This window comes from Finegoldia sp. P3-F-LR (assembly GCF_052932165.1).
Map to the genome: position 1 here is coordinate 61,769 of NZ_JBRFJE010000005.1, position 23,440 is coordinate 85,208.

The following is a 23,440-nucleotide window of genomic DNA, read 5'->3' on the forward strand; positions in this document are numbered from 1 at the left end:
CCTTATTCTTATCATTTTAATGTTATAATCTTATTAGATTATACAATATAAAGCAATTTCTTACAATTAATAGGGGGAACAAATGGGAAACGAAATAATGATGCAAGCTTTTGAATGGTACTTGCCAGACGATGGAAATTATTATAAAAATTTGACGAAAGAAGCGAAGAATTTAAAAGAAAAAGGGATTGATTCGTTGTGGCTTGCTCCAATGTTTAAAGCGACAGGGACAAATGATGTTGGCTATGGTGTGTATGATTTGTACGATTTGGGAGAATTTGATCAGAAAGGATCTGTTTGCACAAAATACGGAACTGTAGAAGAATTGAAAAAATTAATTGAAGTTTTGCACGAAAATGATATAAAAGTTTACGCAGATGTAATTCTTAATCACAAAGCTGGAGCTGATTTCTCAGAAACTTTTAAGGCTTATGAAGTGGATCCTAACAACAGGATGAAAAGAATCACTGATGCTTATGATATTGAGGGATGGACTGGCTTTGATTTCAAGGGTAGGAATGGAAAATATTCTGAGTTCGTGTGGCATTTTCAACATTTTAATGGAGTTGACTTTGATAACAAACAACAAAAGAAAGGAATCTTTGAAATCGCTGGAGAAAACAAAGGATTTAGCGAGAATGTTTCCAACGAAAAAGGAAATTTCGATTATTTGATGTTTGCAGATATTGACCACAAAAATCCTGATGTTAAAGCTGAGCTTTTTAGATGGGGAGAATGGTTTGTGAATTATATTAATGTGGACGGCTTCAGATACGACGCGCTTAAACACATTGACGATGAATTTATAATTGAATTCACAAAGCATATACAAAAGGTTGCAAATCGCGATTTTTATTTTTTCGGTGAATATTGGTTACAAGATAAGGACAACACTAATCATTATTTGTACGATACGAAATACGATGTGGATTTGTTCGATGTGGCACTTCATTTTAATATGTATTCTGCATCGAAAATGGGCGATAAATTTGATATGAGAAAAATTTTCGACAATACTTTGGTAAAAGAACATCCGGCAATTGCGGTTACATTCGTGGATAATCACGACAGCGAACCTGGTCAATCGTTGGAATCATTTGTAGAACCTTGGTTCAAAAAGATTGCGTACGGTTTGATTTTACTAAGAAAAGATGGATATCCTTGCGTGTTTTACGGTGATTATTGTAAAATAGGTGGAGAATTTAATATCGAAGGGCAAAAGGATATTATAGACAATTTGATGTACATCAGAAAACACTACGCATTTGGAGAACAGACAGATTATATGGAAAGTGAAAATTTGATAGGTTGGATTAGACACGGTGATGATTTTCACAATCCAATGGCTGTTGTAATCAGCACGGGTGACATCAACACTTTGAGAATGAATGTAGGAAAGGAAAATGCAGGTAAAAAGTATACGGAAATCACTGGAACAAATTCTAATGAAATTGTAATCGATGATGAAGGATTCGGAGATTTTGAAGTGGGAGCTGGAACTTTGAGCGTGTGGGTATGTAATGAGTAAATTTTATGCAGTAAAAATTGGGAAAAATCCGGGGATATACAATAGTTGGTCAGAGTGCCAACAACAAGTAAATGGTTTTAAGGGAGCGATTTTCAAATCTTTTAAGACAAAAGAAGAGGCAGATAATTTTATAAATGGCGAAGATAATAAAAAAGTAGCGTCAATTGATAGCTTAAATGAAAATGAGTGTGTGGCTTATGTAGATGGATCATTTAAAAAAGATACGGGAGAATATAGTTTTGGTTGTGTGTTGTTTCACAATGGTAAAATCGACAAATTCAATCAAAAATTTCCCAAATCAGAATTCTCAACGCATAGAAATGTATCGGGAGAAGTAAGTGGGTCGGTATTTGCAATTAAAAAAGCAGTCGAACTTAAAATGAACAAAATCACGATTTTTTATGATTATCAAGGGATTGAAAGCTGGGCTAATGGCGACTGGAAAACAAACAATTATTTAACCAAAAGCTACAAGAAATTTATTGACGAAATAAAGCCTCAAATCGATATTAATTTCGTCAAAGTTAAAGGTCACTCCAACGATACTTATAACGATATGGCTGATGAATTGGCAAAAGAGGCGTTGGGAATAGGGAAATAATAAAATATTAAAAAAATTAAAGTAGATTACATTTTTGCTAAGAATATCATACGGAATAAATTGTTGTGATTTCTCATCGAAGAACTACGTTAAAAAATCCAACTGTTTGAGAGCCTTGCTTGAGTTTTGGATTTTAGTAGTTCGAGATTTTGAAATCGCCAATTTATGTAGTCAGATGTTCGTGCAAAAATGATTTTCTACTTTTTGTTTATGTTATTATATTTGGAACTTTTCCCACAAAAAAACTCTCACGAATCTCGTGAGAGTAAATTATTTGAATATTATCATTAGTTGTGTAATTTTTCTTTTATCAACATTAACTACGACGAATTTCAAGTTTTCAAATTCAACCTCATCTTTTGATTTGGGCATTCTGTCCAATAATTCTATTACAAATCCTCCGATTGAATCGAATTTGTCGCTTTGAATGTCAAGGTCAAATCTTTCGTTTACTTCATCAATTCTCATTTCAGGATCGACTAAGTATTCATTGTCGCTAAGTTTAGTTACTTCTTTTTCGTTGTCGTATTCATCGTCGATTTCTCCGACAAGTTCTTCTAAGATATCTTCCATCGTTACAATTCCACTAGTTCCACCGTACTCATCGATAATTATACTGATGGAAATATTTTTAGTTCTCATTTGTTTGAACAAATCCACTACTGGAATGTATTCATAAGCATAAAATGCTGGTTTTAGGATATCTCTGACTTTAAAATCTCGGTCATCTTCGATGATTTTGTGCGCTAATTCTTTTATGTGAAGAACGCCTATAATATCGTCGATGCTGCCTTCATAGACTGGAATTCTAGAATAAGTAATATTTTTGATGATTTCCTTCAAATCACTCTCTGCATCTTCAATATCAACTGATGCCATGCTAGTTCTTGGAGTCATAATATCAACTGCTAGAGTTTCCTTTAATTCCAACGCATTTATCATGATTTCAGTTTCTTGATTTTTCAGTACGCCTTCTTCTTCACTAACTTCCACCAAAGTTTTTAGTTCTTCTTCGGTAAGTGTCGAACTATCCTCATCTTCGCCAACAAAAAGTTTGATTATCAAACGAGTTAAGAGGTTTAATACTTTTACAATTGGTTTGAAAACTAAAGTCAGAAAATAAATAAACCTTGAAAACTTTAATGCTACGGATTTGTTTTTGTATTGTGCAATTGTTTTTGGTAAAACCTCTCCAAAAATCAACACAAAAACAGTCATTACAACTGTAGATATCAAAGCTCCGTTTTGATGAAAAATATTTGTGAATAAAATTGTAGCTATAGAACTCGCTGCGATATTTACAATGTTGTTACCAATCAAAATAGTAGATATGGTAGTTTGCATATTATCGTGCAGTTTCTTCAGTAAATGTGCATTTTTGTTATCTTTTTGGTCTAATTGTCGAACTTTTATTTTGCTTACAGATGTTATCGCCGTTTCACTTGATGAAAATACGGCGGACATTGCAACCAAGAACACTAACGCAATTATTTGCGAGACACTCGAACTGTCCATTACATCACTCTCCAAACATATCGTAACATATATAAATATAGTTGTAAATAAAATATTTTGACAAAATTTTTAAATAAAAAACATAACGATTTAGAAAACTAAAAATAATTTAACAACAAACAAATCTCACAATATGGTATACTATAGATGTAGATAATACAGTAAAAAAGAAACGGTGATGAAAATGGATTTAAAAGAAAAAATTAGAGTTATAGACGGATTTCCAAAAGAAGGAATTTCATTCAAAGATATTACTACATTGTTAAACGACAAAGAAGCCTACAAATACGCAGTAGACCTTATGGTAGAAGATTTAAAAGACAAAGGAATAACTGTGATAGCAGCTCCAGAAGCTAGAGGATTCTTGTTCGGCTCAGCTGTAGCATATGCGCTTGGAGTTAGATTTGTTCCTGTTAGAAAACCTGGAAAACTTCCTGGAGAAGTGTCAGAGTATTCTTATGATTTGGAATATGGTACCGACAAATTAGAAGTACACAGAGACGCGATTTATGAAGGCGACAAAGTTGCTATAGTTGACGACTTATTGGCAACAGGTGGAACTGTGAATGCAGTAGCTAAGTTAGTTGAAAAAAACGGTGGCGAAATCACTGCTATGGAATTTTTGATTGAACTTACTGAACTTGGCGGAAGAGATGTTAACAAAAATTATTACATCAATACTTTAGTACAATACGATATCTAAATCTTATCCACATGTCATGCATGTGGATTTTTAATTGCAAAAAAAGCACAACCAAAATTTTATGGTTATGCTAAATTTACTATTTGCTTTGCATCAATAAATTGTATTTTATATCCCACAATTTTTGTGACAAATCGACGTGGAACAAATGAGGATGTTCAAATCTTTTTACTTCTTCCCATTGCTCAGCAATTTGTTCATTTTTTCTTTCGATTATTTTATCTAATGTTGGAAGCTCGTACACCAATTCTCCCTTATCAAATACTCTAACCAATAATTCTTTTGTTGTGAAGTTGGTTAATGTTTTTCTCTTCCAAGTGTGAATAGGGTGGAAGATTTCCAAATCTTTTGATTCGTCGATTTTTTCATCGTGAAGAGTTATCAAATCGGCTTCTGCTTTGCCGCTACTCTTGTCGTAAATTCTGTAAACTGTTTTGAATGCAGGAGTTGTGATTTTTTCGATATTTTCACTGATTTTAATTTTAGGAATGATTTCTCCGTTAGGTTTTTCAACTGCACATAATTTGTACACGCCACCTAAAACTGGATCTGATTTTGCAGTTATTAATCTTTCACCAACGCCAAATCCATCTAGTTTTGCTCCTTGTTCAATCAAATCAGAAATTGTGTATTCATCAAGTGAATTACTTGCCATGATTTGACAGTTTTCATATCCAGCATCATCCAACATCTTACGCGCTTGTTTTGATAAATAAGCAAGGTCACCACTGTCAATTCTAATAGACATATTTTTAATTCCACGAGGTTTCAAAACTTCGTCGAAAACCTTTATAGCATTAGGAACACCTGATTTTAAAACGTTGTAAGTGTCCACTAAAAGTGAACAAGAATTTGGGAAAATTTCGGCATATTTTTTGAATGCTTCGTATTCTGAATCAAACATCATAATCCATGAATGGGCCATTGTACCAAAAGCAGGAACATCGTAAGTGATATCTGTCAAAGTATTGCTTGTAGCAGTAGCACCGCCTATGAAAGCAGCTCTTGCACCAAGAACTGTAGCATCAACACCTTGTGCACGTCTTGCGCCAAATTCCATCACAACTCTTCCTTCAGCTGCGTGAACTATTCTATTCGTCTTAGTCGCAATCAATGATTGATGATTGATTGACAAAAGTGCAAAAGTTTCTATCAATTGTGCTTGTGGAGCAGGTCCACGAACTATCATCAAAGGTTCATTAGGAAATGCAACCGAACCTTCAGGCATTGCCCACACATCGCATTCAAATTTGAAATTTCTAAGATAATCTAAGAATTTTTCGCTGAACATATTCTTGCTCTTGAAATATTCGATGTCTTTTTCGTCAAACTTCAAATTTTGAATATATTTAACCACTTCTTCTAATCCCGCAACGATAACAAATCCTCCGTTGTCTGGAATTCTTCTAAAATACAAATCAAAATAAGCATACTCATCTTCCATATTATTTTCCAAATATCCATTCATCATTGTAAATTCGTAGAAATCAGATAACATGCTTAAATTTTCATAATTTTTCCAATCCATAATCTGCCTCCATATTTTATTATGAATATTATAATCCAAATCCAAATCCTTGACAAAGTATTTTAAATATTATACAATAACCATACCACCAGTAGGGGGGGTAGAAAGGAGAAAAAAAGGAGAAAAAATGGAAGAAATAAAATTAAAAATACAAGGCATGAGCTGTGAATCATGTGCGGCTAGAATAGAAAAAGTTTTAAGTAAATACGAATACATCGACACAGTTAACGTGAACTTACTTCAAGAATACGCATATTTGAAATTAAAAGAAGGATACGATATAGAAACTATCGTAGGCAAAATAAAAAAAGCAGGGTATGATGTTCCGGTAAAGACATCGAAGTTTGATATCGAAGGAATGAGCTGTCAGTCATGTGCATCTAGAATTGAAAAAGTTTTGAACAAAAATAATTTCAAAGATGTTAACGTGAATTTGTTGCAAAACTCACTTACGGTTAGTTTTTATGAAGGATACAAGACTAATTCTGAAGTAAAAAGATTAGTTGACAAAGCAGGATATTCTGCAGAAATAAAAACAGACAATAAAATAGCTAACGAAAAAAATATTACTGAATACGAAAAATTGAAACGTGATTTTATAATTTCTGCGATTTTTTCAATTCCTTTATTTTCAGCGATGTTTTTTCACATGGCTGGAGTTCACACGATTTTAAGTAATGGATATTTTCAATGGGCGTTGGCAACTGTGGTTCAATTCTACATTGGAAGAAGATATTATGTGAATGCATACAAATCATTGAGAGGCGGAGGAGCAAACATGGATGTTCTAATAGCATTGGGAACAAGTGCTGCCTACTTCTACTCGATTTATCACGTATTAATAGGATCTGACCAATTGTATTTTGAATCGTCTGCTGTTGTTATCACTTTGATTTTACTCGGAAAAGTTTTCGAAAAAAGAGCGAAGACTAGAACTACTGATGCTATAAGTAAATTAATGGGACTCCAAGCGAAAAAAGCGAACGTAATTAAAAATGGTGAGACGATTGAAACGGATATTGAGGATGTTATGGTTGGAGATAAAATCCTCGTAAAACCAGGTGAGAAAATCGCTGTTGATGGGATTATAATTGAAGGAAGCTCATCGATTGATGAATCTATGATTACTGGAGAATCGATGCCTGTACAAAAACAAGTTGGAGATGAATGCATTGGCTCTACGATTAATAAAAATGGATCATTTGTATTTGAAGCGAAAAAAATTGGCGAAGATACAGTTCTAAGTCAAATCGTGAAATTAGTGGAAGATGCACAATCCAACAAAGCACCAATCCAAAGACTAGCAGACAAGATTTCATCTGTTTTTGTACCCATTGTTATTGTAATCGCTGTGATTACATTCGCCATCACTTATTTTGTGACAAAACAATTCGACAGGGCGTTGTTAAATTCAGTTTCAGTTCTTGTAATAGCGTGTCCTTGTTCATTGGGACTTGCAACTCCGACAGCCATTATGGTAGGAAGTGGCAAAGGTGCAGAGCTAGGAATTTTGATAAAAAGCGCAGAAGTTTTGGAAACTGCGAACAAAATAGATGCAGTTATTTTGGACAAAACGGGAACAATAACAAATGGAAAGCCAGAAGTTGTAGATTACAAATCAGAAGATGCGGATTTCTTGAAAATTGTGTCCTCAATTGAAAAAAACTCGGAACACCCACTTGCAGATGCCGTGGTTAAAGAATATGAAAAAAATAGTTCGGATTTCTATAAAGTTGAAGATTTTGATTCGATTACCGGTAAAGGACTTTCAGCTAAAATAAATAGTGACGATTACTATATTGGCAATGAGAAATTGATGAGAGACAATAATATTGATGTCAATGTAGATATTCAAAAATATCAATCTCAAGGAAATACAGTTGTTCTTGTTGGGAAAAACGACGGATTTTACGGATATATTTTGATTGCAGATAAAATAAAAGAATCATCACCAAAAGCCGTTGCAAAATTAAAAGACAATAATATCGATGTATATATGATAACTGGTGATAGCGAAAATACTGCAAAACATATTGCAGAAAAAGCGAACATTGACCATGTTATTGCAGAATGTTTGCCAAAAGACAAATCAGACAAAGTATTAGAATTGAAAAACAAGGGCAAAAAAGTCGGAATGGTTGGAGATGGAATAAATGATGCTCCAGCGTTAGCGACAAGTGATGTTGGTTTTTCTATAGGAACTGGTACAGATGTTGCGATTGAGGCGAGTGACATCACAATTATAAATGGCGATTTAAATAAAGTTAATACTGCGATTAGATTAAGTCACAGAGTAATAAAAACAATAAAACAGAATTTGTTCTGGGCGTTTTTCTACAATGTTGTTGGTATTCCGATTGCTGCATTTGGATTTTTGAATCCAATGATAGCAGGTGCTGCAATGGCGTTCAGTTCGGTAACCGTAGTTACAAATTCGTTAAGAATCAAAAATTTTAAGGAGGAAAAATAATGAAAAAAGAATTTGAAGTATTGGATATGGTGTGCAATCATTGCGTAGAATCAGTGACAAAAGCTTGTAAATCTGTAGAAGGTGTGACAGATGTCAATGTAAATCTTGATGACAAAAAAGCGGTAGTAGAAGGAGATTTTAACGAAGCTGATATCATTAAAGCAATTGATGAAATAGGATTTGAGGCTACTGTGAAATAATGACAGAGCACAAACAAAAAGCCCTCAAAAAAATCAAAACTGTTCGTGGACAACTCGATGCGATTGTAAATATGATTGAAGAGGACAGATATTGTGTGGATATTTCCACTCAGATTTTGAGTTGTATTGGTCAATTGAAAAAAGCGAACATCGACATTTTAAACGGACATATGCGAACATGCGTTAAACATGCAATAGAAAATGATAATGCAGATGAAAAAATCGAAGAAGTAATCAACATTATTGACAAATATATCAAATAATGAAGACTTCCCCAGAGCAAATGAAAATTTGTAAGGGGAAGTTTTTTTGATATAGTGATTAGTATCGTTTGCAAAAACGTAAATTGGGTATATATAGAATAAGAAAATAAGAAATTATTTCTTAATTCATAAACAGGAGGAATTTTATGAAACTTAATTATGTAACAAAAGATATCAAATTAACTGATGATTTGAAACAAATGGCAGAATCTAAATTACACAAGTTAGATAAATATTTCCATGACGAACAACAAGCTCGTGTAGTATTCAAAAAAGAAAAAGACAAAGCGAGAGTTGAAGTCACTATGATTTTAGATAAAGGAGTTGTTTTAAGAGCGGAAGAATCCAACGAAGATATTAAAACAGCTATCGACAAAGTTGAAGACGCGTTAGCAAGACAAATAAGAAAACACAAAACAAAATTACAAAAGAGATTTACAGAAAGTAATTCAATAAGATTTGAAGCTGTTGAAGAAAACAACGACAAAGAAATACCAACAGGTGCAATCGTTAAGACAAAAGAATTTGGAATCAAACCAATGGACAAGGAAGAAGCTATCATGCAAATGGAATTAATCAATCATGATTTCTTCGTGTTCTTGGATTCAAAAACTAATAATGTAAATGTTGTTTACAAGAGAAAAGATGGCAACTACGGATTATTAGTTCCAGGATTTGAAAAATAGCAAAAATGTTCAAATTGATGATATAATAAGAGAGAAACAGGATTTCTCTCTTATTTAAGTGGAAATAATGTTAAAATCAGTTTAAGAAAAAATGCAATCAAAAATATATCAGAAAAATTTTTGAGGTTGTCATTGTAAATTATTAGGAGGCTATTATGTCAACACCACATATCGAAGCGAAAAAAGGAGACATCGCAAAAACAGTTTTATTGCCAGGAGATCCATTGAGAGCTAAATTTATTGCAGATAATTTCTTGGAAGATGTAAAACAATTCAACGCAGTTAGAAATATGTTCGGATACACTGGAAAATACAAAGGAAAAGAAATTTCTGTTATGGGAACTGGAATGGGAATTCCATCTATAGGAATTTATTCTTACGAACTTATCAACGAATACGGAGTAGAAAATCTTATTAGAATTGGTTCAGCAGGAGCTTACAGCAAAGACCTTGATTTGTACGATGTCGTAATAGCAATGGGAAGTTGTTCAGATTCCAATTTTGCTCACCAATTCGATTTGGAAGGAACTTTTTCAGCGATTTGTGATTATGATTTGTTGAGAAAAGCAGTAAATGTTGCAGAAGAAAAAAACATAGACGTTCATGTTGGAAATGTATTTTCAGCAGATATTTTCTACAACCAAAAATCTGAAGAATGGAAAAAATGGGAAAAAATGGGCGTGTTAGCAGTTGAAATGGAAAGCTACGGATTGTATTTGACAGCAAAAGCAAACAACGCAAGAGCTTTGACTATTTTGACAATTTCTGACTCATTCCATTCAGATAAGCAAACTACTCCTGAAGAAAGACAAACATCATTTACAAAAATGATGGAAATTGCATTAGAATTAGGTGAATAATATGGAATTAAATAAATATATCGACCATACTTTATTAAAAGCAGATGCAACATCAGCTGACATCAAAAAAATCTGCGATGAAGCAGTTAAATACGATTTTAAAAGCGTGTGTGTAAATTCTTGTTACACATCTTTGGTCAAAAAGTCTTTGGAAAATTCAAATGTTTTGGTGTGCACTGTTGTGGGATTTCCACTTGGAGCTATGAGCATCAAATCAAAAGCTTTTGAAGCAAAGACAGCAATCGAAGATGGTGCAGATGAAATCGACATGGTTATCAATATCGGCAAATTAAAAGAAAAAGATTATGATTATGTCGAAAAGGACATCCAAGCTGTAAGAGATGCTACAAAAGGAAAAGTTTTGAAAGTAATCATCGAAACTTGTTTATTAACTGATGAAGAAAAGAAAAAAGCTTGTGAAATCTCCGTGAAGTGCGGCGCTGATTTCGTGAAGACTTCTACAGGTTTTTCAACAGGCGGGGCAAAAGTAGAAGATGTCAAATTGATGAAAGATACTGTTGGAGACAAAGCTATGGTAAAGGCAAGTGGTGGAATTCATTCTAGAGAAGAAGCTTTATCTATGATAGAAAATGGAGCAGATAGAATCGGAGCATCAAGCGGTATTAAAATAGTAGAAGGATAATTGTAAAAGATGCTAGTTATTTAGCATCTTTTCGTTCATTTAAGGAGTAATATGTATTATAGAGATCAACATTGTCATACGGAATTTTCATTCGATAGTAAAGAAAAATTTGAGAATTATTTGAAACTTGTCAAAGGTGACATTATCACAACCGAACACTTGGATTATGGATTTACCTATAATGATGGTAGAGTTGAGGATGTGGACATTGATTATGACAAATACGTAAAAGTGATTGAAGAACACAACCAAAAAAGTTCACAAAAAATCTTAAAAGGAATAGAAATAGGATACACAACTGAGAATTTGGATAAGATAATAAAAACTGTTAATGGCAGAGATTATGACATTCAACTTCTGTCAGTTCATCAATATGGAGGCAAAGATTTTATGAATCCAAAGCCAGAAGATTATTCTCAAAGAGAGTTTCTTACAAATTATTTTGAAAAAATGCTGGAAGCTGTGAATAATTTCAAAGATTTTGATGTGTTAACACACATTGATTACGCATTAAGACTTAATAAATTGGAATCTAAAAATATGGACATTGTAGATGAATACTTGACAAAAGTTTTTGCAGAACTCATTAATGATGAAAAAGCCTTGGAGCTTAACACTAGAAGTGTGTACCAATACGACAACTTAGAGTATTACACATTTGCGCTCAAAAAATACGTAAAAATGAAGGGCAAATTATTCTCAGTTGGTAGCGATGCACACTATGAAAATTATTACAGATATCACTTTGATGATGCTTTCAAATTATTAAAAAGCGTGGATGCAAAGTATTTGGCGATGTTTGAAAATAGAAATATGACAACTATTAAAATGGAGGATATGTAATGAAAGTTTTGATTACTAATAGAATCCCTGAAGAAATTATAAAAAAATACGAAGAGAATTTTGAAGTAGATTATCACGATAGTTTGGACTTTTTGTCAAAAGAAGAATTGAAAACTAGAATAAAAGATGTCGAAGGATTAGTGTGTCCTTTGAGTGAAAAAATCGATTCAGAAATTATCGATGCAGCTAAAAATTTGAAAATAATTGCAAATTATGGCGCTGGTTTTGATAATGTTGACATTGATTACGCAAAAGAAAAAGGAATAATTGTCACAAACGCACCTGCATCTGCATCTACAAAATCAACTGCAGAATTGACTTTTGGTTTGATGATAGATCTACTCAGAAATATTACCAAGATGAATTCTGATTGTTATGACGATTCATTTGAAGGATGGAAGCCTGTGTATGGTTTGGGAGAAACATTGGAAGGGAAAACTTTGGGAATAATTGGACTTGGAAGAATTGGAACTGAAGTTATGAGAAAAGCCAAAGCTTTCGATATGAATGTGATATTCTACAATCGTAGCAAAAAAGAAGTTGATGGGGCAAAGCAAGTAGATTTAAATTATTTACTTGAAAACAGTGACGTAATAACTTTACACACAGCTTATAGCGAAAAATTACATCACTTAATAGATGCAAAAGCATTCTCAAAAATGAAAAAATCAGCATATCTTATCAACGCATCGCGTGGCAAAGTTATTAGCGAACAAGATTTGATAAATGCATTAAATAATGGAGAAATTGCTGGTTGTGCATTGGATGTGTACGAATTTGAGCCCAAAATTTCAGAAGATTTGAGAAATGCCAAGAATATTTTATTGGCGCCTCATTTGGGAAATGCAACTAAACTTGCGAGAGTTCAAATGGGAGAATTTACTTTTGATAATATTATGCAATTTAAAAAAGGAGAAATCCCTAAAAATAAAGTAAATTAGTTTATTATCGCGTTTAATTATGGTATACTAATTTAGTAAAAAAATGAAAAGGGGAATTTATGACTGATGATATAAAAGCATTGTTCCAATCAAAAGGGTTTTTTGTGTTTTTATCATTGATGTTTAAATTGTTTTTGGATTTGAGCTATTCTTATGCGATAAGTCCATTGTTTTCGTACATGGGGCTTGTGAACAATTTAAATATTTACAAATTGATAGAATCATACGCTTTGGTTGTGATAATGTGTTATACGATAAGGCATAAAGTAGAGAGAGTCAGTGATTTTTATCTGATGCTATTTTATGTTTTGATAATCATACCATGTTTAAATATATATCCTTATAAGGATTTCTCCAGATTATATATGTACATGTTGATAGCATCGTTTTATACAATTCAAATTTTCGCTAATTCACCGAAATTGAGATTATCTTTCTCGGATAAAAAAATCAACGAAAATTTCATAGTCTATGCTTTTGCACTGGTGGGAATATTGATGTTTGCCTGGATAATAATGCGAGGCGGACTAAAATATTTGAATTTCGATTTTAGAAAAGTATACGACACTAGAAGGGAAATCGCGGAAGTAATCTTCCCAGGACCATTTGCATATTTTATGAACTGGTATGGTAAAATTATCAACCCAACTTTGTTGGTGTTCTGCCTTTGGGATAGAAAAAAATTAGGAACTGTAATCACATTGATTTGCCAAGTATTTTTCTTTGGATTTACTTCACATAAGTCAATGCTATTTTATCCGGTTTTGGTAATTTTTATAGCTATCGTAAAGGGAAACAAATACACTGGAAATTTAATGACTATGGGACTAGCGGGGCTTACGTTTTTGTGTTTAGCTTTTTATTTGATAACTGATAATTGGCAACCGATAAGTGTAATTGTAAGACGTGTTTTCATGGTAACTGCAGATAATCATTTCAGATATTATGATGCATTCAAAAACATTGATTTCGTGTATTTGACAGACAAATCTTGGGTATTTGGAGGAAGATTGTATCCATATAATTATCCAATCCAAGCATTGATTTCGATGATTTATTACGGTCATCCAAATACTTGGGTAAATACTGGATTCATTGCAAATGGATACGCTAACTTTGGTTTTTACGGAATGTTAACTTATTCTGCGATAACTGGTTGGTTAATTGGAATTATGGATGAAATCTCATACAAAAAAATGCCTTTGTGGGTAGCAATAGCAATAACTATTGTTCCTGTGTTCAATCTTATTAGTGTAGATTTACTTACAGGACTTCTATATCACGGATTGATTATGAGCATAATTTTAATGTGGTTATTGAGTAAAAGAGATAAAAAAGTTAAGGAGATATAAACTTGGAAGAATTAAATTTAAAAGAAGCGTGGCAAGCAATACTTAGAAAATTGCCACACATTATAATAATAATGCTTGTGTGTGCGTTATTGACAAATGTTTTTAATAATGTTTTGGGAAAGGACTCTTACTCATCAAAAGTTTCAATAATGGTGGGAAGTCCAGAAGATTTTGAAAAAGAAGGAGCAGTTGTTTCCAAAGTAGACGCAATGATCAATACACAATTGGTTTCAAATGTTGAACAGTTGATTAAATCAAATTCTGTTTTGGATACAGTAGCAGAAAAAGTAGGAAATGGTGTTAGCTCTTCTGATTTAAGAAAAGATTTGAAAGTAAAAAGCGTTCCATCTACATCAATTATTGAAATGGAATATTCAAGTGAAAGCGCTGAACAAACTAACAAAGTATTGGAAGAATCATTAAAAGCTATTACAGATTTGACTAAAAAAACGATGAAAAAAGATAACATTCAAGTCGTTGATGCACCTAATGCTAAGAAAAAAATAAAACAACTTGTAAATAAAATGGACATAGTAATAGGATTGTTTTTGGGAATGTTAATAGGTTTAGCATATGCATTCGCTTCTTATTACAAAGATCCTAATATTTTCAGCAAAGAACAATTGCAAAACAAATTGGGACTTGAAACAGTTAGCGTACTTTCAAATGATTACAATGAAAGTTCAAATAGCGCATTGAGCTTATTGAACAGAAGAATAGATAGTTTTGATAATGTTGGTGTGTTTAGTTTTGATCAAAACACAGCAAATTTAGCCAAAGCATACAATTCAAATTTCGATAAGAAAATTACAGCTGTAAGTCCAATTTCAGAAAAGGTAGACCTTACAGATTTGACAAAAGACATTCAAAACGCAATCGTACTTTACAAGAAAGACGATTCAAGATTAGGAGAAATCAAAAACACATTGGAAGCAATAAAATCGTTGGGAATTAATCCAATTGCAGCAGTTGAAATCTCTAAATACAATGCAGAAGACAAAAAATATTTACCATATGCTTAAAGCCAAACGCATTAGAATGAAAATTCTGGTGCGTTTTTTAGTGCACATATAAAATTATTGGGTATAAAAATAATGGTGATTAAATGATAAATTCAAAACTTTTTAAAAATTTTACAGAAGAAGAATTTAAACAATTTCTTATTGAATCAAATTCGATAATAAACAAATACAACAAAAATTCTTACGTTTTTTCTCCTGGAGATATTTGCAATAAAATCTACGTTTTGAAAAGTGGAAAGCTCAGTCTTGAAAAGACGGATATTAATGGGAAAAACACTGTGGTGAATATTTTCAAAAATCATGGGGAAGTAATGGCTGAGGTGTATTCATATTTGAATAAAATCAGCGATTTTACATTAGTGTGCAACACTGATTGCGAAATTCTTGAAATTCCTGTAAGTTTTTTCGATATATCTGAAAACTCCACTCCGATTAAAAATAAAATTATGACTAATCTTATAACGATTCTTGCAGAAAAAGCATTTTTCTTAAATAGCAAGGTAAGATTGTTGTCTAGTTTTTCATTGAGGCAAAAAATCGCAACTTTTTTAATTCAAACAGAAAAAAAAGACGTATCAAACACTGGAATGACAAGACAACAAATGGCAGATTTTATGGCTACTACTAGACCTTCGTTATCAAGAGAACTGTTGAACATGGAAGATAGTGGTCTTATTGAATTAAATGGGTCTGAAATTAAAATTAAAAACAGAGAAGAATTGGAAAACTTATTGTAGTGAACAAATGTAACTTATGTTACAGAAATCCATACTTTTGATTAATTATAATTAAACCATAAGTTAGAAAAAATCAGGAGGAAAGAAAATGGAAAAAACTATTGAAAAAAAAGAGGAAATGTTTTGTTATCAATGTCAAGAAACTGCAAAAAACATTGCATGTACAAAACGAGGCGTATGTGGTAAAACATCAGATGTTGCAAACATCGAAGATTTGCTTGTTTGGGTTACAAAAGGATTAGGCGAAATCCTAACTAGAATGAGAAAAGAAAACAAAGATATCTCTAATTTACATTCTTATGTCAACAATAATTTGTTTACTACAATTACAAACGCAAACTTCCACTATGGAGATTTGTTAGAAAAAGTAAAAGAAACTATCGATTTGAACCAAAAATTAATCAAAGGCTTAGATGACAAAGAAAACTTGTCGAAGGCAGCTTTGTATAACGAAAAAGACGATGATGAATTAAAATTGAAATCACAAATTATCGGCGTATTGAATACTTTGGATGACGATAAGAGAAGTCTTAGAGAACTTATCACTTACGGATTGAAGGGAATGGCAGCCTACAATAGACACGCTAATGTTTTGGGGAAATTCGATGACAATGTCGACGAATTTATGGAAAATACTTTAGCAAAATTAATGGACGATAGTTTGTCCGTAGAAGATTTGATAGATTTAACATTACAAACTGGATCAAATGGTGCAGCAGCAATGGCTCTTTTGGATAGTGCAAATACATCTGCTTACGGAAATCCAGAAATTTCAGAAGTAAACATAGGAGTTAGAAACAATCCTGCGATTTTGATTTCAGGTCATGATTTGAAAGATATGGAAATGCTTTTGGAACAAACTCAAAACACAGGAGTAGACGTGTATACTCACAGTGAAATGTTACCTGCAAATTATTATCCAGCTTTCAAAAAATACGATAATTTCGTGGGAAATTACGGAAATTCTTGGTGGTTACAAGACAAGGAATTCGAATCATTTAATGGTCCAATCTTGATGACTACTAACTGCATAACTCCACCAAAAGATTCTTACAAAGATAGAGTATTCACAACTGGCGTTGCAGCATATCCTGGAATGAAACACATTGTAGCAGATGAAAATGGCCACAAAGATTTCTCAGAAATAATCGAACTTGCAAAAAAATGTGATTCACCAAAAGAAATCGAAAACGGTAAAATAGTCGGTGGATTTGCACATAATCAAGTTTTAGCTTTGGCAGACAAAGTTGTTGAAGCTGTTAAAAATGGAGATATTCAACAATTTGTAGTAATGGCTGGTTGTGACGGAAGACAAAAAGGTAGAAATTACTACGAAGATTTTGCTAAAGCATTGCCTGATGACACAATTATTTTAACTGCTGGTTGTGCAAAATACAGATACAACAAATTAAACTTAGGAGATATCAATGGAATTCCAAGAGTTTTAGATGCAGGTCAATGTAACGATTCTTATTCATTGGTTGTAATTGCACAAGCTTTACAAAAAGCTTTTGGTCTTGATGATATCAACGATTTGCCAATTAGCTACAACATTGCATGGTATGAACAAAAAGCAGTAATCGTACTACTTGCACTTTTGAGCTTAGGCGTTAAAAATATTCATCTTGGACCAACTCTTCCTGCATTCTTATCTCCAAATGTAGCCAATGTTTTGGTAGAAAATTTTGGAATTGCTCCAATAGGAGAAGTTGATGAAGATATGAAAAAATTTGGAATAAAAACAAAATAATTCGTGAAAATTCATTTAATTAAGAGTCCGAAAGGGCTCTTTTTTGTTTGAAAAAATCTTGTTTTAAAATCGATTGACTTCCAATTTTTAAAGATATATTATTATATAGATTGAAAAAACTTGGAGATACAAATGAAATACGAAGATTTTATTTTAAAATGTGAAGATGTAGAAATAAAAGCGTTGGAAATGAAATATTTGAGAGATTTTTATGAATACGCTATGCAAAATGAGGTGGGACCATCTGCGGGCTGGAAACCACATAAAACAATCGAACAATCCAAGAAAATTCTCAAAGATTTCATCGATTCAAAATTAGAATATGGTATTTTTCAGGAAGACAAACTGATAGGAATGATTGGAGTATACGAAGACGATTACTTGTATGAACAGCCAGAATTTGAAGATAAGACAGGCGTTGAAATTGGCTACAGTCTGAACAAAAATTATTGGAATCGTGGGATTATGACAAAGGTTGTAAAGTGTTTTGTAAATCACTTGCTAAAGGATTTGGACTACGATTATGTTTCTTGCAGTTGTTTTGTTGAGAATAAAAAGAGTGCAAGAGTTATTGAAAAATGTGGGTTCAAATTTTATGGTGAACATCTGTATGAAAACTTTGATGGAACAAATAAGCTTTGCCACTATTATTACTTAAAGAATTTGAAGGAGGGATAGATTGAATTTAGTATTAAAGAAGTGTAAGTTTTTCGGGGATAAAAATTTCTACAAAGGTGTGTTGATACTAGCAATTCCAATCATTATTCAGCAACTTATTACATCGTTTGTAAATATGTTGGACAATATTATGGTTGGACAGACTGGAACTTTTGCGATGAGTGGAGTTTCTGTTGCTAACCAATTGATTACTGTATTTAACTTGGCAATTTTTGGACTTGTGTCAGCGGCTAGTATTTTTGCGGCACAATTTGCAGGTAAGAAAGATTACAAGAATGTACAAAACTGTTTGTATTTTGATATCGTGTTATCTTTTATCGTTTCTGTGATTAGTGTGTTAATTTTCTGGGTTTTTGGCGAGAAATTATTGTATTTATTTATGAATCCAGATACGGATACTGTAAAAAATATTAATACGACTATGAAGTTTGCACTAGATTATACCAAGATAATGACTATAGGATTTATACCTTTTGCTTTTTCACAATCCATCTCATCCTCAATGAGAGTGAATGGCGAAACTAGACTTCCGATGATAACGTCGATTATTACTGTTTTAGTGAATTTTGTGTTCAACTTGGTTTTGATTTTCGGACTTTTAGGATTTCCTGCATTGGGACCAAAAGGCGCTGCGATTGCGACTGTTATTTCAAGATTTGTTGAACTTTCATTGTTTATTTATTTTGCAAACAAAAACAAACTTAGATTTACATTTTATTCTAATTTTTTCAAAAATTTCCATGTCGATACAGGGCTTTTCAAGAATATAACTGTTGCGGGAATCCCTTTGATTATCAATGAAGTTTTGTATTCTGTAGGGATTGCTGCGATTACACAATCTTATTCAACAAGAGGAATTGAAGCTTTGGCTGCGTACAATATTTCTCAGACAATTATAGGACTTTTCATCGTTTTTAATTTGGCGATGGGAGATTGTATTTCAATTATGGTAGGGAGACTTTTAGGTAGTGGAAATGTCGATGAAGCTGTGGACACAGACAGGAAATTAATTGTGTTCTCGTTGATGTTAGCACTTGTAGTTGGAATTGTGTTGATTATTTTGGCGCCACTTTTTCCAGAATTTTACAACACAACTGATGATGTAAAATCGATGGCGACAAATATGCTTAGAGTTGGTGGAGCGTTTTTGTGGATATCTGCTTTATACAATGCATCATATTTTACACTCAGAAGTGGTGGCAAAACTATTTTGACTTTGCTTTTTGATTCTGTAGGAATTGTGTTGATCTCGTATCCGATTTCGTTTTTATTGGCACAGTTTACAGATTTAAATGTCGTGTTGATGTATTTGATAATTTCTGTGATTGATTTGTACAAGGTTGTTTTGGGATTGTATTTAGTTGGAAAGAAAATTTGGGTAAAAAACTTGGCGAAATAATCGCTTTGGGTTTATTAATAAATGTTGAATTTGGCTATTTGTGATATAATAAAATAAGTTAAATTTATTTTTTATGGAGGATATTATGAGTGAAGTAAGAGTAAGATTTGCTCCAAGTCCAACAGGATTTTTGCACATTGGTGGACTTAGAACAGCTTTATATAATTATTTGTATGCTAAAAGAAATAACGGAAAATTTCTTTTGAGAATTGAAGATACTGATAGAACTAGATATGTTGATGGTGCTATCGAAAATTTATTGGAACAATTAAAATGGGCAGGGCTTGATCCGGACGAAGGAGTTGTCCTTGATGATGAAGGAAACGTAACTGAAGTTGGAGAATGTGGTCCTTATGTTCAATCTGACAGAGTAAAACAAGGTTTGTACCAAAAATATATCGATGAATTAATCGAAAAAGGTTACGCATATTATTGTTTCTGCTCAAAAGAAAGATTGGATCAAGTAAAAGCACAACAAAAAGCAGATGGTTTGATGCCAAAATATGACGGTCTTTGCAGAGGAATTAGCGTTGAAGATGCTAAGAAGAGAATTGCAAACGGAGAAGAATATGTTATTAGATTGAAACTTCCTGAAAACAAAGAAATCACTTTTAACGATGCGATTAAAGGTAAGATTACTTTCAACACTAATGATATGGACGATCAGGTTTTGATAAAATCAGACGGATTTCCAACTTATCACTTCGCAGTTGTAGTTGACGATCATTTGATGGGAATTACTCATATTGTTCGTGGTGATGAATGGATTTCTTCAACAGCAAAGCATGTGTATATGTATCAATGTTTCGGATGGGATGTTCCAGAATTCGTTCACTTACCAGTTGTTTTAAACAAATCAGGTAAGAAATTATCCAAGAGAAATGACGACGTTGCAGTCAAAGATTTCCGTACAAAAGGATATTTACCAGAAGCTATCGACAATTACCTTGCACTAGTAGGTTGGTCAAGTGAAGATAACCAAGAAATTATGTCGATGGAAGAATTGGAACATAAATTTGATTTCAGTAGAGTTTCAAAATCTGGAGGAGTTTTCGATACAGAAAAATTAAACTGGATTAACAGACATTATATAAAAGAAATAGAAAACGAAAAATTAGCAGCGATGTTAAAACCATACTTGGTTGAAGATGGTGTGATTTCTGAAGATTATCCAGATGACAAATTATTAGAAATAGCTTCATTATTCAAAGAAGAATTGGATTATTTGGCAGAAATTACTGAAAAAGTTGAATTCTTGTTCAAGGATTACGAAATGGATGATGATGCTAAGGAATTCCTAAACTACGAAAAATTAGACGAATTGATGAATGCACTAAAAGAAGAAGTCGAATCAGTTGATGAAATCGAAAAAGAATTTGCATCAGGAGTTATGAAGAGAGTTCAAAAGAAAACAGGAATCAAGGGCAAGGATTTGTGGATGACTACAAGAGCTGTAGTTACTGGAAATGTTCACGGACCGGACTTGGATTCTATCATGGTAGTTTTAGGAAAACAAGAAGTTTTAGATAGGATTAACAAAGCTTTAAATAGATAGGAGAAGATATGAAGTTATACAATACACTGACACGAAAAAAGGAAGAATTCAAACCAATAAAAGAAAAAAATGTCGGTATATACGTATGTGGTCCTACAGTTTATAATTATATTCACGTTGGAAATGCAAGACCGATTGTGGTATTTGATACTTTAAGAAGATATTTTATTTACAAAGGATATAATGTTAAATTTGTAAGCAACTTCACTGATATCGACGACAAAATTATCAATAAAGCAAAAGATGAAGATATAGACTTCAGAGAAATCACCAAGAAATACATTGAAGCATATTTGGACAATGTATCGGGACTTAATTTCGATGAAGAAGACACAATTCATCCAAAAGCTACTGAATATATCGATGAAATGATTAAATTCGTGAAAACTTTGGAAGACAAAGGCGCGGCTTACAATGTCGATGGCAATGTGTACTTTGATATCACAAAAGCAAAAGACTATGGCAAATTATCCAAGAAAAATATCGATGATTTACGTGCTGGTGCGAGAATTGATGTAAATAGCGAAAAGAAAAATCCAATGGATTTTGCTTTGTGGAAAAAGAGAAAAGAAGAAAGTGAACCGGCTTGGGAAAGTCCATGGGGAATGGGAAGACCTGGTTGGCACTTGGAATGCTCTGTAATGAGTAAATCAATTTTGGGTGACACTATTGACATTCACGCTGGTGGAGAAGATTTGCAATTTCCACACCACGAAAATGAAATCGCACAATCAGAAACATGCACTGGAGCTCATTTTGCAAATTATTGGCTACACAACTCAATGATAACTGTAGACAAGGAAAAAATGAGCAAATCAAAGAATAATTTCTTCTTATTAAAAGATATTGAAAAAGAATTTGATTTGGAAGTTATCAGATTGTGGTTGTTATCAGTTCACTACAGAAATCCGATTGATTTTAGCCACGACACGTTAGTTGCTACGAAAAATTCTCTGGAAAGATTGTACACAGCTAAGAAATTTTTGAATAGAATTTTGGAAAACTCTTCTGAAAAAGAAGAAAGCGATGATAACATACAATCATTCAGAGAAAAATTCGAACAAGCTATGGATGATGACATCAATACGGCCGATGCAATTAGCGTATTGTTTGATTTCATTAAATATATCAACAAAAATTACAATGAAAATACATCTAAAAATATCTTGTTTGAAGCTAAGAAATTAATGGATGATATTTCTTATGTTTTGGGAATTTTATTCAAAGAAGATGACGATGATTTGGATTCTGAAATAGAAGATTTGATCGAACAAAGAAATGCTGCTAGAAAAGAAAAAGACTTCAAAAAAGCAGACGAAATAAGAGACAAACTCTTATCTATGGGAATTGTGTTAAAAGACACAAGAGATGGAGTTATATGGGAGAGAAGTAATTAATGAAGGTTAATCTAATTAGATACACTCCAGATGCACAAAAACTTGTCGCATCAAGTGCAAAACTTTGTTATTCAGATAGTTCTGTTATGGAGATTGAAGAGGGACTAACTGATGAAAATGTAGAAAATTTCATAGACAAATTAATGGATTTGGGGCACATGTCGCCAGTCGAACACATTAGTTTTACTTTTGCAATTGAGGGTGTATCTAGAACTTTGACCCACCAATTGGTCAGACACAGATTAGCAAGTTACTCACAAAAGTCACAACGATATGTGAGAGCGAATAATTACGAATATATTATTCCTCCCAAAATAAAAAACAATCCAAAGGCTTTAGAAATCTACGAAAACCACATGAAACACACGATTGATGCTTACAATGAACTTACAGAAATTCTGATACAAGAAGAATACGACAGATTAATCGAGTCTGGAGTTGATGAGAAAAAAGCAAAATCAATGTCAGAAAAAAGTTCCATTGAAGATGCAAGATATGTTTTTTCAAATGCAACTGAGACCAAAATTGTCATGACAATGAACGCTCGTGAATTGTTGCATTTCTTTGAAGCGAGATGCTGCCAAAGAGCCCAATGGGAAATAAGAGAAATGGCTACATTGATGCTTGTTGAAGCGAAAAAAGTGTGTCCACAAATTTTCAAAAAAGCAGGGCCAGGTTGTGTTAAAGGAAGTTGTCCAGAAGGAAAGATGACTTGTGGTAAAATAAAACAAGTTAGAGAATATTTTAATAGCCTTGACTAGTTAGGAGA

Annotated in this window: 22 protein-coding genes; 20 read left to right on the top strand and 2 right to left on the bottom strand. The window is 32.8% G+C overall.

Translation table 11 applies throughout. The annotated features are described in order from the left end of the window. Positions 1–82: 82 nt before the first annotated feature. Both ACU68U_RS03320 and ACU68U_RS03325 read left to right on the top strand, forming a co-directional pair. On the top strand, positions 83–1,528 hold the full coding sequence (locus ACU68U_RS03320) for an alpha-amylase (protein ID WP_446762753.1): 1,446 nt from the start codon (positions 83–85) through the stop codon (positions 1,526–1,528). Then, on the top strand, positions 1,521–2,129 hold the full coding sequence (locus tag ACU68U_RS03325; RefSeq protein WP_154254441.1) for a ribonuclease H1 domain-containing protein: 609 nt from the start codon (positions 1,521–1,523) through the stop codon (positions 2,127–2,129). Before ACU68U_RS03320 ends, ACU68U_RS03325 begins: the two co-directional genes overlap by 8 nt. Before the next feature lie 270 nt (positions 2,130–2,399). Here ACU68U_RS03325 and ACU68U_RS03330 read toward each other — a convergent pair whose 3' ends face one another. Continuing rightward, positions 2,400–3,644 (bottom strand): hemolysin family protein, encoded by a 1,245-nt coding sequence (locus ACU68U_RS03330; protein ID WP_154254443.1) that lies wholly within the window; start codon positions 3,642–3,644, stop codon positions 2,400–2,402. A gap of 184 nt (positions 3,645–3,828) precedes the next feature. Here ACU68U_RS03330 and ACU68U_RS03335 point away from each other — a divergent pair, with 184 nt between their 5' ends. Then, the gene (locus ACU68U_RS03335) at positions 3,829–4,347 is read left to right on the top strand and encodes an adenine phosphoribosyltransferase (RefSeq protein ID WP_154272928.1); all 519 of its coding nucleotides are present in this window, start codon (positions 3,829–3,831) and stop codon (positions 4,345–4,347) included. Between the two features lie 79 nt (positions 4,348–4,426). On the opposite strand, the gene ACU68U_RS03340 is transcribed toward ACU68U_RS03335, so the two are convergent. Continuing rightward, positions 4,427–5,875, bottom strand: coding sequence for a nicotinate phosphoribosyltransferase (locus tag ACU68U_RS03340; protein ID WP_274983405.1), 1,449 nt, complete (start codon positions 5,873–5,875; stop codon positions 4,427–4,429). Positions 5,876–6,002: 127 nt separating this feature from the next. On the opposite strand from ACU68U_RS03340, the gene ACU68U_RS03345 reads away from it, so the two are divergent. The 17 genes from ACU68U_RS03345 to thyX all read left to right on the top strand — a co-directional run bounded on the left by ACU68U_RS03345 (position 6,003) and on the right by thyX (position 23,432). Then, complete coding sequence (locus ACU68U_RS03345; protein WP_446762754.1) at positions 6,003–8,345, top strand: heavy metal translocating P-type ATPase; 2,343 nt, start codon at positions 6,003–6,005, stop codon at positions 8,343–8,345. After that, complete coding sequence (locus ACU68U_RS03350; protein ID WP_278726470.1) at positions 8,345–8,545, top strand: heavy-metal-associated domain-containing protein; 201 nt, start codon at positions 8,345–8,347, stop codon at positions 8,543–8,545. The genes ACU68U_RS03345 and ACU68U_RS03350 overlap by 1 nt, the downstream gene beginning before the upstream one ends. Then, complete coding sequence (locus ACU68U_RS03355; protein WP_002841343.1) at positions 8,545–8,808, top strand: metal-sensing transcriptional repressor; 264 nt, start codon at positions 8,545–8,547, stop codon at positions 8,806–8,808. Before ACU68U_RS03350 ends, ACU68U_RS03355 begins: the two co-directional genes overlap by 1 nt. A 146-nt stretch (positions 8,809–8,954) precedes the next feature. Continuing rightward, positions 8,955–9,494 (top strand): ribosome hibernation-promoting factor, HPF/YfiA family, encoded by a 540-nt coding sequence (hpf, locus tag ACU68U_RS03360; protein WP_278730659.1) that lies wholly within the window; start codon positions 8,955–8,957, stop codon positions 9,492–9,494. 155 nt (positions 9,495–9,649) lie between these two features. Continuing rightward, positions 9,650–10,354 (top strand): purine-nucleoside phosphorylase, encoded by a 705-nt coding sequence (gene deoD, locus ACU68U_RS03365; protein WP_002835475.1) that lies wholly within the window; start codon positions 9,650–9,652, stop codon positions 10,352–10,354. A gap of 1 nt (position 10,355) precedes the next feature. Further along, positions 10,356–10,997, top strand: a complete 642-nt coding sequence (gene deoC / locus ACU68U_RS03370) for a deoxyribose-phosphate aldolase (RefSeq protein WP_094224441.1) — start codon at positions 10,356–10,358, stop codon at positions 10,995–10,997. Positions 10,998–11,048: 51 nt separating this feature from the next. Next, on the top strand, positions 11,049–11,840 hold the full coding sequence (locus ACU68U_RS03375) for a PHP domain-containing protein (RefSeq protein ID WP_316532521.1): 792 nt from the start codon (positions 11,049–11,051) through the stop codon (positions 11,838–11,840). Continuing rightward, positions 11,840–12,781 carry a 2-hydroxyacid dehydrogenase family protein gene (locus ACU68U_RS03380; protein ID WP_446762755.1) on the top strand — a complete coding sequence of 314 codons (942 nt, stop codon included), beginning with the start codon at positions 11,840–11,842 and terminating at the stop codon, positions 12,779–12,781. Before ACU68U_RS03375 ends, ACU68U_RS03380 begins: the two co-directional genes overlap by 1 nt. A 59-nt stretch (positions 12,782–12,840) precedes the next feature. Next, positions 12,841–14,133, top strand: coding sequence for a hypothetical protein (locus tag ACU68U_RS03385; protein ID WP_278726465.1), 1,293 nt, complete (start codon positions 12,841–12,843; stop codon positions 14,131–14,133). A gap of 2 nt (positions 14,134–14,135) precedes the next feature. Beyond that, positions 14,136–15,155, top strand: a complete 1,020-nt coding sequence (locus ACU68U_RS03390) for a YveK family protein (protein ID WP_446762756.1) — start codon at positions 14,136–14,138, stop codon at positions 15,153–15,155. Between the two features lie 83 nt (positions 15,156–15,238). Then, on the top strand, positions 15,239–15,892 hold the full coding sequence (locus tag ACU68U_RS03395) for a Crp/Fnr family transcriptional regulator (RefSeq protein ID WP_446762757.1): 654 nt from the start codon (positions 15,239–15,241) through the stop codon (positions 15,890–15,892). An 88-nt stretch (positions 15,893–15,980) separates the two neighbouring features. Continuing rightward, entirely contained in the window at positions 15,981–17,642 is a 1,662-nt protein-coding gene (hcp, locus tag ACU68U_RS03400; protein ID WP_446762758.1) for a hydroxylamine reductase, read from the top strand. A gap of 132 nt (positions 17,643–17,774) precedes the next feature. After that, positions 17,775–18,320: a GNAT family N-acetyltransferase gene (locus ACU68U_RS03405; protein WP_154271640.1), complete on the top strand. Its 546-nt coding sequence runs from the start codon at positions 17,775–17,777 to the stop codon at positions 18,318–18,320. Position 18,321: 1 nt separating this feature from the next. Next, entirely contained in the window at positions 18,322–19,719 is a 1,398-nt protein-coding gene (locus tag ACU68U_RS03410; protein ID WP_446762759.1) for an MATE family efflux transporter, read from the top strand. Positions 19,720–19,804: 85 nt separating this feature from the next. After that, positions 19,805–21,274 (top strand): glutamate--tRNA ligase, encoded by a 1,470-nt coding sequence (gene gltX / locus ACU68U_RS03415; protein ID WP_446762760.1) that lies wholly within the window; start codon positions 19,805–19,807, stop codon positions 21,272–21,274. Between the two features lie 8 nt (positions 21,275–21,282). Continuing rightward, complete coding sequence (gene cysS / locus ACU68U_RS03420) at positions 21,283–22,671, top strand: cysteine--tRNA ligase (RefSeq protein WP_446762761.1); 1,389 nt, start codon at positions 21,283–21,285, stop codon at positions 22,669–22,671. Next, positions 22,671–23,432, top strand: a complete 762-nt coding sequence (gene thyX, locus ACU68U_RS03425) for an FAD-dependent thymidylate synthase (protein ID WP_227905569.1) — start codon at positions 22,671–22,673, stop codon at positions 23,430–23,432. Before cysS ends, thyX begins: the two co-directional genes overlap by 1 nt. Positions 23,433–23,440 lie beyond the last annotated feature (8 nt).

What these genes read in the sequence shown, in the direction of transcription:
- ACU68U_RS03385 (WP_278726465.1), top strand. Translation starts at nt 12,841, where the DNA reads ATGACTGATGATATAAAAGCATTGTTCCAATCAAAAGGGTTTTTTGTG.
- ACU68U_RS03355 (WP_002841343.1), top strand. Translation starts at nt 8,545, where the DNA reads ATGACAGAGCACAAACAAAAAGCCCTCAAAAAAATCAAAACTGTTCGT.
- hcp (WP_446762758.1), top strand. Translation starts at nt 15,981, where the DNA reads ATGGAAAAAACTATTGAAAAAAAAGAGGAAATGTTTTGTTATCAATGT.
- ACU68U_RS03325 (WP_154254441.1), top strand. Translation starts at nt 1,521, where the DNA reads ATGAGTAAATTTTATGCAGTAAAAATTGGGAAAAATCCGGGGATATAC.
- deoC (WP_094224441.1), top strand. Translation starts at nt 10,356, where the DNA reads ATGGAATTAAATAAATATATCGACCATACTTTATTAAAAGCAGATGCA.
- ACU68U_RS03330 (WP_154254443.1), bottom strand. Translation starts at nt 3,644, where the DNA reads ATGGACAGTTCGAGTGTCTCGCAAATAATTGCGTTAGTGTTCTTGGTT.
- ACU68U_RS03320 (WP_446762753.1), top strand. Translation starts at nt 83, where the DNA reads ATGGGAAACGAAATAATGATGCAAGCTTTTGAATGGTACTTGCCAGAC.
- thyX (WP_227905569.1), top strand. Translation starts at nt 22,671, where the DNA reads ATGAAGGTTAATCTAATTAGATACACTCCAGATGCACAAAAACTTGTC.
- ACU68U_RS03375 (WP_316532521.1), top strand. Translation starts at nt 11,049, where the DNA reads ATGTATTATAGAGATCAACATTGTCATACGGAATTTTCATTCGATAGT.
- ACU68U_RS03380 (WP_446762755.1), top strand. Translation starts at nt 11,840, where the DNA reads ATGAAAGTTTTGATTACTAATAGAATCCCTGAAGAAATTATAAAAAAA.
- ACU68U_RS03335 (WP_154272928.1), top strand. Translation starts at nt 3,829, where the DNA reads ATGGATTTAAAAGAAAAAATTAGAGTTATAGACGGATTTCCAAAAGAA.
- gltX (WP_446762760.1), top strand. Translation starts at nt 19,805, where the DNA reads ATGAGTGAAGTAAGAGTAAGATTTGCTCCAAGTCCAACAGGATTTTTG.
- ACU68U_RS03405 (WP_154271640.1), top strand. Translation starts at nt 17,775, where the DNA reads ATGAAATACGAAGATTTTATTTTAAAATGTGAAGATGTAGAAATAAAA.
- hpf (WP_278730659.1), top strand. Translation starts at nt 8,955, where the DNA reads ATGAAACTTAATTATGTAACAAAAGATATCAAATTAACTGATGATTTG.
- deoD (WP_002835475.1), top strand. Translation starts at nt 9,650, where the DNA reads ATGTCAACACCACATATCGAAGCGAAAAAAGGAGACATCGCAAAAACA.
- ACU68U_RS03345 (WP_446762754.1), top strand. Translation starts at nt 6,003, where the DNA reads ATGGAAGAAATAAAATTAAAAATACAAGGCATGAGCTGTGAATCATGT.
- ACU68U_RS03395 (WP_446762757.1), top strand. Translation starts at nt 15,239, where the DNA reads ATGATAAATTCAAAACTTTTTAAAAATTTTACAGAAGAAGAATTTAAA.
- ACU68U_RS03340 (WP_274983405.1), bottom strand. Translation starts at nt 5,875, where the DNA reads ATGGATTGGAAAAATTATGAAAATTTAAGCATGTTATCTGATTTCTAC.
- ACU68U_RS03350 (WP_278726470.1), top strand. Translation starts at nt 8,345, where the DNA reads ATGAAAAAAGAATTTGAAGTATTGGATATGGTGTGCAATCATTGCGTA.
- cysS (WP_446762761.1), top strand. Translation starts at nt 21,283, where the DNA reads ATGAAGTTATACAATACACTGACACGAAAAAAGGAAGAATTCAAACCA.